Source organism: Tissierella simiarum (genome assembly GCF_018917865.1).
Taxonomy (GTDB): domain Bacteria; phylum Bacillota; class Clostridia; order Tissierellales; family Tissierellaceae; genus Tissierella_C; species Tissierella_C simiarum.
Genome location: NZ_JAHLPM010000024.1, coordinates 1 through 14,516 on the forward strand (window position 1 = coordinate 1; position 14,516 = coordinate 14,516).

At 28.8% G+C, this 14,516-nt stretch carries 13 protein-coding genes; 1 reads left to right on the forward strand and 12 read right to left on the reverse strand.

The window, feature by feature from the left end; translation table 11 throughout:
• The 11 genes from KQI42_RS18735 to KQI42_RS18790 all read right to left on the reverse strand — a co-directional run.
• Positions 1 to 369: hypothetical protein (locus KQI42_RS18735; protein ID WP_216521996.1), on the reverse strand; the 369-nt coding region annotated here is incomplete at its 3' end.
• Between the two features lie 85 nt (positions 370 to 454).
• Positions 455 to 1,849: a HAMP domain-containing sensor histidine kinase gene (locus KQI42_RS18740; protein WP_216521998.1), complete on the reverse strand. Its 1,395-nt coding sequence runs from the start codon at positions 1,847 to 1,849 to the stop codon at positions 455 to 457.
• Positions 1,846 to 2,505 (reverse strand): response regulator transcription factor, encoded by a 660-nt coding sequence (locus KQI42_RS18745; RefSeq protein ID WP_216522000.1) that lies wholly within the window; start codon positions 2,503 to 2,505, stop codon positions 1,846 to 1,848. The genes KQI42_RS18740 and KQI42_RS18745 overlap by 4 nt, the downstream gene beginning before the upstream one ends.
• Before the next feature lie 388 nt (positions 2,506 to 2,893).
• A complete protein-coding gene (locus tag KQI42_RS18750) occupies positions 2,894 to 3,655 on the reverse strand; it encodes a class I SAM-dependent methyltransferase (protein ID WP_216522001.1) in 762 nt (253 codons plus the stop codon).
• 140 nt (positions 3,656 to 3,795) lie between these two features.
• On the reverse strand, positions 3,796 to 4,266 hold the full coding sequence (locus KQI42_RS18755) for a GNAT family N-acetyltransferase (RefSeq protein ID WP_216522003.1): 471 nt from the start codon (positions 4,264 to 4,266) through the stop codon (positions 3,796 to 3,798).
• A gap of 190 nt (positions 4,267 to 4,456) precedes the next feature.
• On the reverse strand, positions 4,457 to 5,992 hold the full coding sequence (locus KQI42_RS18760) for a TraB/GumN family protein (protein ID WP_216522005.1): 1,536 nt from the start codon (positions 5,990 to 5,992) through the stop codon (positions 4,457 to 4,459).
• A 320-nt stretch (positions 5,993 to 6,312) separates the two neighbouring features.
• The gene (locus KQI42_RS21115; RefSeq protein ID WP_246566747.1) at positions 6,313 to 7,368 is read right to left on the reverse strand and encodes a LysM peptidoglycan-binding domain-containing protein; all 1,056 of its coding nucleotides are present in this window, start codon (positions 7,366 to 7,368) and stop codon (positions 6,313 to 6,315) included.
• A 386-nt stretch (positions 7,369 to 7,754) separates the two neighbouring features.
• Positions 7,755 to 8,339, reverse strand: a complete 585-nt coding sequence (locus tag KQI42_RS18775; protein ID WP_216522006.1) for a metal-dependent hydrolase — start codon at positions 8,337 to 8,339, stop codon at positions 7,755 to 7,757.
• A 698-nt stretch (positions 8,340 to 9,037) separates the two neighbouring features.
• Positions 9,038 to 10,489 carry an aminotransferase class I/II-fold pyridoxal phosphate-dependent enzyme gene (locus KQI42_RS18780; RefSeq protein WP_216522007.1) on the reverse strand — a complete coding sequence of 484 codons (1,452 nt, stop codon included), beginning with the start codon at positions 10,487 to 10,489 and terminating at the stop codon, positions 9,038 to 9,040.
• A gap of 96 nt (positions 10,490 to 10,585) precedes the next feature.
• Positions 10,586 to 11,803: an MFS transporter gene (locus KQI42_RS18785; RefSeq protein ID WP_216522008.1), complete on the reverse strand. Its 1,218-nt coding sequence runs from the start codon at positions 11,801 to 11,803 to the stop codon at positions 10,586 to 10,588.
• A 68-nt stretch (positions 11,804 to 11,871) separates the two neighbouring features.
• Positions 11,872 to 12,822 (reverse strand): VanW family protein, encoded by a 951-nt coding sequence (locus tag KQI42_RS18790; protein WP_216522009.1) that lies wholly within the window; start codon positions 12,820 to 12,822, stop codon positions 11,872 to 11,874.
• A gap of 150 nt (positions 12,823 to 12,972) precedes the next feature.
• On the opposite strand from KQI42_RS18790, the gene KQI42_RS18795 reads away from it, so the two are divergent.
• A complete protein-coding gene (locus KQI42_RS18795; protein ID WP_216522011.1) occupies positions 12,973 to 13,398 on the forward strand; it encodes an EamA family transporter in 426 nt (141 codons plus the stop codon).
• 127 nt (positions 13,399 to 13,525) lie between these two features.
• Here the strand turns inward: KQI42_RS18795 and lplA are convergent, their stop codons facing one another.
• Complete coding sequence (gene lplA, locus KQI42_RS18800) at positions 13,526 to 14,506, reverse strand: lipoate--protein ligase (RefSeq protein ID WP_343231726.1); 981 nt, start codon at positions 14,504 to 14,506, stop codon at positions 13,526 to 13,528.
• Positions 14,507 to 14,516: the final 10 nt, after the last annotated feature.

Here is a 14,516-nt window from a genome sequence, read left to right on the forward strand (position 1 = left end):
GGCAACATCAGGATCAATAAAATAGGACATGTAGATTGTCTTGCCGCTTAGGTCAACCTTAAACATATCCCAAAGATATTGGGCTCCAATTTCAGCTGCTTGGTCTATAGGCAATGCACCAGAGTTTATAGATCGCATAATCTTGTTCTCTAAAACCTTGTAGTCAGCTTTTACATAGTCTTCAGCTTTATCAATAGATGTAGTACTAACGTTATATGTTGTAGAAATAGATTCCTCCTTATCCAATGCCAATGCCATTGCTAGATTGTTCGCTCCTGCAAAAACCGTACTACATAAAGTAATAGCCGTTGCACTTGCTACTACTGTTTTCCAGATATCTTTTTTCTTCGTTCCCATTGTTTGTTTCATAAATAAATCTCCTTCCCAAATTGATTTTAGTGATAAACACAAACACAGTATAAGTCCATAATATTATTGAATTATCATGAACTTGTTATGAACTTGTAAAAGTTAATTTTACTATGGTACCAACATTGGGTAATGATTCAATTGAAAGTACAGCATTATGGCAATTAGCTATTTGTTCACAGATAGAAAGTCCAAGTCCTACACCACCTTTTGCCCGGTTGCGTGATTTATCCACCCGATAAAACGGGTCTATTACTTTATTGATTTCATTTTGTGGAATACCCCAGCCATTATCCTGAACAGATAAAACTCTACAGCCATTTTCAATGTAAGCATTCCACACAATAACACCTCCAGGATTACAGGCTTTTATTGCATTATCAGTAAAATTGACAAGCAAACTCTGTAGTAAATCCTTATCGCCATAGAGAGAATCAATATCAATTTTCCATTTAAGTGATATCTGATTTTCAGCCAATTTTGCTGCAAGAGATTTCTGTGAATGTTCAAATAGACTGTTTACATTGACTACTTTCATTTTAATTACCTGATTTCTTAATGTGGCTAACTCTAAAAGTCGATTTGATATATTGAGCATATATTGGCTTTCAGACATAATATAACTGGCAGCAAACATTTTTTCTTCATCGCTAATGGTGGCTTTCTGAATATATTCAGCAAATCCATAAACTGAGGTAAGAGGGGTACGTATCTCATGTGCTAAGTTGTCTACAAATTGCTGTTTCTGTTCCGACGTTTCTGCAAGCTGGGTAATACGACGTTGAATTTCCTCTGCCATGTTATTGAAACTCTCTGCCATTTCAGCAAGTTCATTACGACCAGACACGATAATACGATTATCATATTGTCCGTTAGCAATTTTTCTTGATGCCGTAGATACCATATCTAGTGGTTCGAAGACACGACTGAGAATCAATTGAAGGCTTACAGCTAAAATAATAGTAAATACGATACCAACTAGCAATAAAATACGCTGTGTTTTCTGCCATGCTTTTAAGTTACCAGAGATATCGTGAAGATACTGGATGTTAAATCTATTATCTGTTCCTGGTAACTCTCCAATGACCTTAAAATAAACACTATCACCTATATTATGGAAAGTGGCTTTTCTAATACCAGACTCAGTAGAATAGGGTGTTAATTCATCTGAATGTTCTGGTAAATTGCTATATATAATTTTTCCTTGTGAAAGTAGTTCTAAAAACACACCTTGTTTTTGGTAATACTCCGTATAGAAATTAAAAAGCTGCTCTATTGCATCATCTAAGTTCCCTCCCCTGTCAACTATAGCCATGAGATCCTTACCAAAAGACGAGGAAATAAAGTAATGTTCATTAATTCCACTTTCCTTTATAATGTCCATCTGATTGTTAAAAATAAAAATTGAAATAAAAAATAGACTGGAAAAGAATACTATCAAAAATAAGGTAAAGGTTGTAATAAATGTTCTGAACTTCAATCCACCACCTCCAGTCTATATCCCAATTTATATACTGTCTTAATGTAATTATCTAAACCTAGTTTTTTCCTTAATTTTGTGATATGAACATCCACCGTTCTTGTGTCACCTTCAAAATCATAGCCCCATGCCAACTCTAATAGCTTCTCACGTGAAAGAGCAATATTACGGTTTCGAATCAGAACCACCAGCAAATCAAACTCTTGGGGAGTAATATCAACCAATTCATTATTAAGAAAAGCTTGTCGACCATCTAAATCTACTCGAACATTATTCAGTACAAAAAACTTTTGCTCTTTATTTGTTCGACGAAGCACAGCTTCAACTCTTGCTTGTAACTCTAACATTTCAAAAGGTTTCACAATATAATCATCAGCACCTAATGTCAAACCCTTAACCCGATCTGAAAGAGAACTTTTTGACGTAAGAAAGATAACAGGTATATTCATTTCTTTTACTGTCTCCAAAACTTCGTAACCATTCATTTTAGGCAACATTATATCCAGTAGTATCAAATCAAAAGTATATTTTTGTATCATTTCAAGCACAGCTTCACCGTCATACACAGATACACACTCATGACCAACTAGCTTCAAGTTTCTGTTAATTAAAATATTAATTGGCATTTCATCCTCAACAATCAAGATCAACGCCATAGATTCACCCCTTTTCTTTTTCCCATTCTAAACTTTTTAAATATAAGACATAGACGCTTCTAACCTGCATCATGAAGCAATAAATTTTAATTTCTCTATAAATAAGTCAGCATAAAATAAATCTCACAAAATAAATAGTTTGTATTAATCTATTTATACTTAAATAGACTCTTAAGCCTTATATATCAAGGGTCTCAAATTTTTTCGCAACAAAAAATGCTCCTCTTCTTTGGTATATTTAAGTCTCCCACAACACCAAAATCCCAAAGAAAGAGTGTCCTTGTGACCTCAATTACATTAGTTCATATATGACTTAAATCCTCATATTATACTTCTCAAGCACCCCAGAATTCAAATATTAATTTCCCATATTATAATGCTTAATGCTTTATTTCATTTTACAATAATAAATATGAGTCTCATATTCTAAGGTTACTTTTCCATTACTATTGTATTTATTAAATAAATCTTCTAATTCCGATATCATAATCACATAATTCGGGTCATTTTCATTAGGCATATAAGAAAATGAGGTTATTTCTCCTTTTAATCTATCAAAATCAACTACTTGAGGATTATCCAAGATTGCTTTGTATATAGTCTTATAGTCAAAAAACTTAGGTATTAAATCATCGTCTGATTTATTTGTATATGTTTCTGCATATCTTCTTATAATTTCTAGATATCCTTCCATAAATCTATCTGATTTAGTTTTTCTAATATTCCATAATAAAACAACAGTTCCATTAGCTTTAAGTATCCTTAAAAATTCTTTCTTTGTTGGTTCAGGATTAAACCAATGAAAAGCTTGAGCCGCTATAATAATATCAATGGATTCTGATTGTAACTTAGTACTCTCAGAAGAGCCATCTATAAAATGAACATTACTATAAGATTTAAGTAAATTTTCTGCTGCTTGTCTCATGTCTTGATTTGGTTCAACGCTATAGACTGTATTTCCATTATCCAAAAACAATTTAGTGGAAATACCAGTTCCTGAGCCTATATCAGCAATGATTAATTTTTCATTAAGTCCAATAGATTCCTCTAAATAACTAATTATATCATTAGGATAACTAGGTCTATACTTTACATAATTTTGGACACGACTGCTAAATCTCTCCTTAGAATTTAGTTCTGTTAAATTCATATGCAATACCTCCAAATTATAAATTTAATTTTCATAACATTTTACTGCTTAGTTATATTAATGACTTTTATACTTCCTTTACTACAATGTTATTAATTTACTGTTATATAATAAACTTTATCACATATTTAACTTCAAAACTATAAATCAAGACTTAAGCGAATCATATCTACACATTTAATTCCATTTTCAAATATGTCTTCTTCGTAATGCTTAGTAAAAAAGTCTTTATCAACTCCACTAATTCTAAAGCCGCATTTCTGATATAATGCAATTTGTTCTATACTAGAGTTCCCTGTTCCCACTTCAATAGTTTTTACACCTTCTTCTTTTGATTTTTGTATTGCATGCAATACTAAGTTTTTTCCTATCCCTTTCCCCTGCATATCTTCCCTTACTGCTATATTTACAAGCTCTATTGTGTTAGGTCTTGTTCTTAATAGCACATAAATTCCTATTAATTCAGTTGATTCACAAATATACACTTTTCCCCTCTTTACATAGTCATCTATTATACTTCTTGAAGGATCAGCTAACATTAGTAAATCGTAAGGAATCTCTTCTCCATCTTTTAGTAGTCTTATATTATAATGAATATCTTTTGTTTCCATAATCTTATCTTCCGCCTTTACATGTATTTTTTAATATAAATCTAGTTTAAATTAATTCTCCCTTTACTATCAATATTTTAATGAATACAACTATATCAACATAATAATATAATCTAACTACCTTTTCAATTAAACAAATGTAAATATATTTTACTACTGAAAACTATGTTTCCATAAATTATCTTTAATATTATTTAATCTTCCAAATAGAAAACCTCGAGTTATTACTCGAGGCTCCAATATTTTTATTAATTATTTGTCTAACATTATATCCTTTTTCTTTTAAAATCTTTATTATTCCTGTATCTCCTATAAGATGGGCTGACCCTATTACTACAAAATAGTTTTTTCCATCTTCATTATTTAAATAATATTGAATTTTTTCTGCCATATTTTTATTTCTTTCATCTAAAAACTTTTTATTAAATTCATCTTGTGTATTTCCTTGATTAATTTCATTTATAAATTCTTCAAATTCTTTCATATCACCTTTCTTCCAAGTATCAAGCATATATTTTACAGCTTCACCTTGAATATCTGAATTTTTATTATCTTCTTTTGATTCCACTAAAGAAGATAATAAAAAGCTTTCTTGTAACTCTAATGACATATTATCAAATAAATCTGTTTGGAACTTTATTCCTTCTATTTCAGCTATATCTTTATTTCTTAAAACAGCTTTATTCATTAAGTTATAATCTATCCCTAAAGTTGCATCTAAAGAAGATTTTATCATACTGATTCCTTGAATCAATAATGCTGCATACCAAGGTTTCATTTTTTCAAATTGTTTTGGATCTAATCCTTCATCTTTAATTTTTTTAACAAATAATTCATAGGTTTCTTTAGAAATGTTTTTTTCTAAAGCATCACCATTAGTATATACAGCCTTTTCAGCCATATATTTAATTCCTTCTTCATCATTAAATATATTTGCTTCCACTGCTAGCACATCAGCTTTATTAAAGTTATCTATAATATCTTTGCTAAAAGGATATATACTAGAATCTGCAACGTGAACTGAACCTAATACATATATGTTGTTTTTTCCATTAGAAATTTCCCATAGAAATCCCTTAGAATCTTTGTCTGTCTTATGCATTACAAAATCATAAGCCCTAGAAAACAAAGCAAGTGCTTCTTCTCTTGTACAACTATCTTCTAAGCCTAGCTTATTAGATGACTTACCATCCATTATTCCATTTAAAACTATTGCTTTTATTTTATCTAAAGAAGGTTCCGAAATATTTTTAATATCTTTATAATTTAAGGTTCCTTCATTTTTTAATTCTATCTTTGCCTCATATTTATCTAATATATCATAAATAACAATAGCAACCTCTTCTCTTGTAACATTTTTATTAGGATTGAATAAATCTCTTTCTCCTTTCACTAAATTCAAAGCTAAAGCTTTTAATACATTAGTATTTTGAGTATCTTTAAAAGAATCTGATGGTGCAGGAGTAATTTCTTTATCTGAAAGTTTTTCATACAATATTACTCCAAGTTCTGCTAACTCTTCTCTAGTCATATTTTCCTTAAATTTAGAAAAGTGTTCTTCTCTTCCTAGTTTTTGAATCTGTGCATTCATTAAATCTTCTACAGCCCAATTACTTGGTGATTCTACTGGTAAAGATTGCTCATTCTCTGCAAATGTAAAATTGAAATTTGAAAAAACTACAGTTACTACTAATAATAGTAAAATTTTCTTCGATAATCTTCTCATAATACCCTTCCTTTCATTCTAAATTAAATCTTATACTTATATAATAAAGGATTTAGTAAAAATTATCCATTGTCTTAGGTAACTATAAGAAGTGACTTAGATCATTTTTTATAATAGGCTACTTGAGTTCCTCATTTAAGTTAACCTCTGCATATAACTTTTATATGTTCATAAGATTTTTTAGATAGTAAAAAACTAATATACAAATCAAAAATTAAAAGCCTAATAATTTAGGCTTTTAATTCTTACTTATATTAATGAATTGATAATCGTATGTTTCTCTTAGTATTCACATTGTTAAAACATAGTATTAGATACCTTTAAAAGCAAACAACAACACATCTTCTAGGTATGCATATCACTTGACCTATTTGTAAATTATTTGGGTCAATTCCTGGATTGGCATTTATAATCGCCTGTACGCTTACATTAAATCTTTGACTAAGTGCAAATAGAGTATCTCCTGCCCTTATTGTATAAAGAAATCCATTTGGACATGGAGGAGGTGCCATTCTAGGTATGCATATCACTTGACCTATTTGTAAATTATTTGGGTCAATTCCTGGATTGGCATTTATAATCGCCTGTACGCTTACATTAAATCTTTGACTAAGTGCAAATAGAGTATCTCCTGCCCTTATTGTATAAAGAAATCCATTTGGACATGGAGGAGGTGCCATTCTAGGTATGCATATCACTTGACCTATTTGTAAATTATTTGGGTCAATTCCTGGATTGGCATTTATAATCGCCTGTACGCTTACATTAAATCTTTGACTAAGTGCAAATAGAGTATCTCCTGCTCTTATTGTATAAAGAAATCCATTTGGACATGGAGGAGGTGCCATTCTAGGTATGCATATCACTTGACCTATTTGTAAATTATTTGGATCAATTCCTGGATTGGCATTTATAATCGCCTGCACACTTACATTAAATCTTTGACTAAGTGCAAATAGAGTATCTCCTGCCCTTATTGTATAAAGAAATCCATTTGGACATGGGGGAGGTGCCATTCTAGGTATGCATATCACTTGACCTATTTGTAAATTATTTGGATCAATTCCTGGATTGGCATTTATAATCGCCTGCACACTTACATTAAATCTTTGACTAAGTGCAAATAGAGTATCTCCTGCTCTTATTGTATAAAGAAATCCATTTGGACATGGAGGTACTGGAGGTGCTACACTTGGTATACATATTATTTGACCTACTTGTAAATTATTTGGATCAATTCCTGGATTGGCATTTATAATTGCCTGCACACTTACATTAAATCTTTGACTAAGTGCAAATAGAGTATCTCCTGCTCTTATTGTATATTGGACACTCCCAGGAGGACATATTTGTTCTATCTCATAATTATTACTCATACTAACCACCTTTCTTTTTATAATATATCTTCAATATATACTATGCTGAAGAAAGGCAGAGCGTTAAAGGTATTCTAAAATATAATAAATAAGACATCAAAATTTTATTAATTCTAACTCATATATGCTTTCAATATATATTTCTCCACACTTTTTTATAAATATTTAATTCTGTATTAATAAGTTTTACCATGTATTATAGGCATAAATAATGTACTCATATAAATATACATTTTATTTTGTACTAGAATTAAATCTAATTTTATCTATCTAGCTTTACTTTATATTTTCAAACATAAAAAGAAATGATAGTTTAAGTTATCATTCCTTTTTAAAAAGTATCAGAGTTTTTCAGTATTTTCTATTTTAAATATTCTTTTACAATTTTACTTTATCTGCTGAAATATAAGAAACATGGAATAAAAATTTGATCCAATAAAAACTACTTTTTCAGCAAATCCATTAGTTTTAATTGTTATAGGTGCTGAAATATTCTTTTTTAATGGAAAGAATATTTGGATTCCTTTTGGAGTAAAAAAATCCATAATCAGATGTAGAGAATATCCTACAACAAATCCTATTAGAGCTTCTTCTAGCCCATACTCTAAAGTTCCAATACAAACTATTGATGAAAAAAGAAATAATCCTAATAAACTATGAGTAAAGGTTCTATGACTAGATATTCCTGTCATAATCATAGTAATCCCTAATAGTCTAAATATTTTATTCCCTAAAGTGCTATCTAAGTATATTAAAACAGCTCCTATTGATAAGTAGAATAATATTCTATAAGAATCATTATTAATTAATAATAACTTTTGATTCAACTTACTCTTTGGATGGTCTAAATCAGGTACTAAAGATCCAAATGCTGCAGCAGCTATAAGCAATAGCTGACTTTCTATAGGCTGCCCTACAGACAATGTTAAACCTATTGCAGTTCCAATAGCCATATGTGTTTTTCCTGTCATAAAATAAATCCTCCTAAAAAATTACCTTTTAAAATCATTTATAAATTTATTAGATTAATGTTATTTAACTAATAAATTAAAATTAAGTTTAGAGTGTTATTCTTAGTATTTTTATATAAATACAAAAAATATAAGATATAAAGGGAATTATTCCTTTTATATCTTATTCCAGGTCTAATAAGGTATAAAGCACTTCTTATTATATTAAAATTCTAATTTAATCTTATTCTCTTATACATCATAATAAATTGTTATATAAGACTGTTTTATACTTATTTTATTATTAGTTAATGTTTTATCTATTTGCATACTTATAATATATTTAAAACATTAGATTTTCATTTTATTATCTATAGAAAATACTAACAGATATTTGCATTTATCTATTTAACTAAGTTTACCTGGAATATTATCTTTTTCTACTATTTTTTCTGGAAAGACTATTTCAATTTGATCTATATACTCTTTTAACTCTCCATGGTAAATCTTAATTCTCTTCCTACCAATACGGGATTAGTATTAAAGTATCAGTATCATTTATATGAATAGTGTATATCTATTTTTCCATAAACACTCTTTATGTTTATCAAAACATTTATATAACATTATACCACTAAATATATTTCTAGTGTATATCTATTTTTACTCTATTTCCTAATTCTATTAACTAACCTTTAAAATTCATAAAAATAAATATTTTATAGCAACACCTTGATATAATTTACGGAAGGATCAGATGTACCTTGCAGCTCACATTTTTCATTTTTCAATATATTTATATAATCTATTATTTCTTTTGTTATTACCTCTCCTATACAGATTACAGGTATCCCTGGAGGATATGCCATAACCATTTCACTTGCTATTTTACCTTCGGAATCAGAGAGTTTAACTAATTTTTTATCCATATAATATGCTTCTCTTGGAGATATTACTACTTTAGAATACTTAGGTAAAAAATTTATTCTGTTATAATCTTTTATATGGCTTTTACAGGATATATCTTTCAGACTATCAACTAATGCCTTTAGATTTTCTATGCTATCTCCTATGCTTACTATGGCGAGTATATTATTAAGATCTGCTAGTTCAACTTGTATATTATACTCATTTCTTAATTTTGATTCCATTTCATATCCTGTATATCCTAGCTTTCTAACGTTTATACCTAATTTAGTTTCATCAAAATCGACACAACCTGGATTTCCTATTAAATCTTTTCCAAATCCGTATACTCCATCTATCTCGTTTATTTCATCTCGCGCCCATCTTACCATCTGTAAAACTTCTTCCAATAGTTTCCTACCTTTTATTGCCATTTGTTTTCTAGCTATATCCAGAGAACACATCAATAAATATGAGGCACTTGAAGTATAAATTAAATTTAACACTTGCCTCACCTTATCTGAAGAAATATTGCTATCACCTATTAAAAGAGCTGAACTTTGAGTTAAAGATCCTCCCGTCTTATGCATACTTAGTGCACACATATCTGCCCCTTGTGCCATAGCTGTTAATGGGAAATCCTCATGAAAATTCATGTGTGCTCCATGAGCTTCATCTACTAACACAAACATATTATACTTATGAGCTATTTCGACTATTGCCTTTACATCTGAGGTAAACCCGTAATAGGTGGGATTAATAAGAAAAACAGCTTTTGCGTTAGGGTGGGATTCGATAGCCTCTTTAATTTTATCAACAGTTACACCATTGGTTATTCCTAATTCTTCACTAATTTCTGGTTCTACATAAACTGGTATTGCACCACTAAGTATAATTCCGCTGACTGCAGATGTATGAGCATTTCTAGGTAAAATTATTTCATCACCAGGTTTACAGACACTCATTATCATTGCTTGTATTCCAGAGGTTGTTCCATTAACTAAAAAAAAAGCTTTTTTTGCTGAAAATAAATGAGCAAATAACTTTTCTGCCTCATATATAACTCCTGTAGGATTATTGAAATAATCTAAATCTTTCATTCCATTTACATCCATTTTTAACATTCGTTCTCCTACATAACTTGTTAATTCAGGTATTCCCTTTCCATGTTTATGACCAGGTACATGAAAAGGTATAACATTACTATCTATATATTTTTTTAAAGCATCAAATAAAGGAGTTGAATTTTGTTCTATATTCTTCAAGTCTTTTATCACCCTTTCTGAACCTATATCAAATACTTAGGTACATAAAACTACTATTATGTTATTCTATGATTTATAAAGTGTATGGGTGAATATCTATAAAGTGTATTTAAAAAATAGCTTATAAATACCATACAGAATAAAAATAATAAAATTCATCATAAAAATAATTCTACTAGATTGGAATTGTAAAATAAAATATGTCAATCCAACCGAAAACAGCTTTCCTATGTTGTTAAATATATCATTTATTGCTGTTACTCTTGCTAAAAAATCTTTGTTAGTAATAATTTGTAATTTCGTGTTTATAACTATTGTTAAAAGAGAAATAAACATACCTTCCGTTATCTGTAGTATTATTACTACAATTAGATTATTGGATATACTATAAAGAAACCAAATTATAGAAACCATTATTATTGTAAGATAAATAAATAATAAATCCATCTTCTGGATTATATTGTTAAGATATACAGATATAATCATAGCCAATAGATTTGCTCCATAAAATGCTGACATCATAATTCCCCAATTCTTGCTTGTAACTTTTAAGACATCAAAGGCAAAAGAATAAAAAGCTATATTAATAGAAGCTATAGCCAAGCTAGTTATTGTATTAATAAATACAAGCTTTCTAATTGAAGGTTTAGATCTAAAATATTCAAAACCCATATCTATATCCTTATAAACATTGGATTTAAAGTTTATTTTTTTCTTTTTAGTACTATTCTGATAAGAGTTTATTTTTATAAAAAATAAAATGATTCCAGATAAAAAATTTAAAAAACCGTCTAATAAGAATATGGTATTTACTCCCCATAATTCTATTATTATACCAGCTGCAATGGGCCCTACTATAAATCCAAGTCCCCATATTCCTAATAATATAGAATTTCCTATCATAAGGTTTCCACTATCTAATAAATTTGCAACTATCTTCTTTTTCGAAGGACTGTATAAAATTTCAAGTACGGCTAAAATCAGCATAAGTATATATATAGACCATATATTATAATTTGATATAAATAGTAGCATAGTAACTGCCTTTAAAAAACTTATAATTATAAGTACATATTTCTCGTTAAATCTATCTCCTAAACTTCCTGCAAAAGGAGATAACAAAAAACTTGAAATAGGAGTACAAATTACTGTAAAACTGGCAGAAGTTCCTTTCCCTGTTATTTTAATAAGTAAGGAAACTATTGCAATGAAATGAAAGGCTTCTGCTAAATTTGAAATACCTTGACTTATTAAAAATAAAGTAAACGATGTATTTTCTTTTATTCTCTTTAAAGCTATATTGTTATAAAACATATAAAATCCCCCAATCTTCTTTACATCAATATTATTATTAGAAGATTTGGGGGGATATTCTAAATAATCTACTTGTTTACCTCTATTATATAAGGCATCGGTATATAATGACTAATTCCCAATTTTTTGGTCTTAATAGTTCCATCTTCATTTTTAATTGTTATCCATGATTCTACTGTAGCACCATCCATTCCTTCAACTATTACTTTTTCTTCTCCTTCTTTTAAATCAGGATTGCTTCTATAATGCTTAGGTGCTTCTACTTTATTTAGAACTTTATGATTCCATTCTATTTCTGGAGGTTTTTCTTTTCCATAGAATCCAACATACAATCTATTGTCTATACCTTCTGCCCATATTAGAATTGGAAATTCAGTATTATTTTTAAATTTAAAATCTTTAGCGCCATAAGCTACAGTTGCATCTTGCCCGTAAGGAACGTAGGGCACTGGCATAGCATGATTATATCTTTCTATAATTTGAAGGTTGCTAAGTATAGATACATTATATAAAGTAGAAGAAATTTTACAAACTCCGCCGCCAATAGTTGTCATTAAATTTGATCCACTATAACTTGGCCCTTTTTGATATCCTCTAGCTTCTGTATAAGGTCCTATACTTTTATTTTGAGAAAATATATCATTAGGCTGTATTACTGTTCCAGCAACTGAACTTGCTCCTAAATGAACATTAAATTCTTCTCCTGGCAAAGGATCTTTTAATACTGTGCAATATGCAGCCATTAACACATTAGCGCCAATTTCTTTCTTTGCCTTTATAAAGTTTACATCATTTTCCCAGGGTAGTTTTGTTACTGGACCAGATTTATCGGGAGTTTCCATTTGTAACTGCTCATTGTTATTTTGTATATCTAAATTTTCTTTTTCTCTTTCATTTTTAATTTCCTCTATATTTAAATCATTTTTAATATCTTTAATGTTATATTTTGGATTATATGATCCTGTACAAAATAACATAGTTAATATGGGAATTAATAAATAGTAACTATTTTTTTTCATTTAAAATACCTCCATTTAAGTCTAAGTTGTTTGTAGTCATTATATTATAGTTTCCTATTTATAATTAGAAAATATTCATACTTCTATTTCTAAATAAAGTTACATAATAAATATATAGTGAGAATACTCTAAATAAGCGGAGGGAAAAATATGGTATTTTGGTTATCAATATTTGGTATGATTTGCTGGGGAATAGCTCCAATTTTTGCTAAAATAGGATTAAAAGATTTAGATCCTTTAGTAGGTTTAATAATAAGAACTCTTATTGCCTCTTTATTTGCAATAAGTTTTTTGGTTTTAAAACTCTCAGATGGAATATTAATCCAAATTAAGAATATTTCTTTTAAAACTTGGTTATTCATTACTATTGAAGCTCTTCTTGCCACTTTGGTTGGTGATTTAGCTTATTATGCTGCTATAAAAAAAGGTAGTGTATCTGTAGTTGCTACAATAATGGCTAGTTCTCCATTAGTAACTATGATAGTTTCTACTATCTTTTTAGGAGAAGATATTACGTTAACTAAAATATTTGGAGCAATTTTAATAATAGGAGGCATAATGATTGTTATGCAATAAAATAATCTAAGTACATATAAAAAACCTGACAGATAATATTTCCTCCTATCAGGTTCATTAATAGTATAATTTTTTTGATTCTTTTTTATTATATTAGTGCATTATCTAGATTATTAATTAATCCCATTTATTCAAACAGAAAAGATAAAAACTCTTCTTTGCTAATATTTCCAAAATATTTTTCTATTGGTTCATCTTCAATGGATTTTTTTACTTCGTCAATTTCATATTTTACACCTTTAAATTTATTTTCTAGTTTTTCTACATCTTCTGTTCCAAAAAAATCTCCATAAATCTTACAATCTTCAATAAGTCCGTTAACTACTTGTAATCTCACCTCTATAGCACCAAAAGGAAATCTTTTATAATTTTTATAATTAAACTTTGGAGATTCACCATAATTCCACTCCCAAGTACCATATTTCTCATCAACTAATTTTTGAATATCCCTTAACTCTTCATTTTTTAGCTTGTATTCTTCTAATGGTTGACCTTCCATTTCAAAGATATATTTTAACAATAATTCTTTAAATGTTAAAATATCTACATCTTCCGTTAAATAAGGTCTTATATTGGTTACTCTGCTTTTAACCGATTTTACACCTTTGGATTCTATTTTATCTTGTTTCACATTTAATGCATTTGAAAGTACATCTAGTTTAGAATCAAACAATAAAGTTCCATGATTTAAAACTCTTTTCTTCCAGATAGATTGAGCTATTCCCGAAAACTTTTTACCATCTATAGTCATATCATTCCTTCCAGATAGCTCACATTGAATTCCTAGCTTTTCTAAAGACTTTATTATTGGAATATTATATTTTTTAAAATCAATTTTTTCAACTCCATTAGTACTGGTAATAATAGAAAAGTTTAAATTTCCTAAATCATGATAAACTGCTCCACCACCTGTAATTCTTCTAACTACATTAATATTATTTTCTTTTACAAATGCTGAATTTACTTCTTCTACTGTATTCTGATTTTTTCCAATAATAATTGAAGGTTCATTTATCCATAGAATTACATAATCATTATCCCTATTTAAATGCTTAAATGCATATTCTTCTAATGCTAAATTATATCTTGGATTATTCGAATTGTTCACAATATACTTC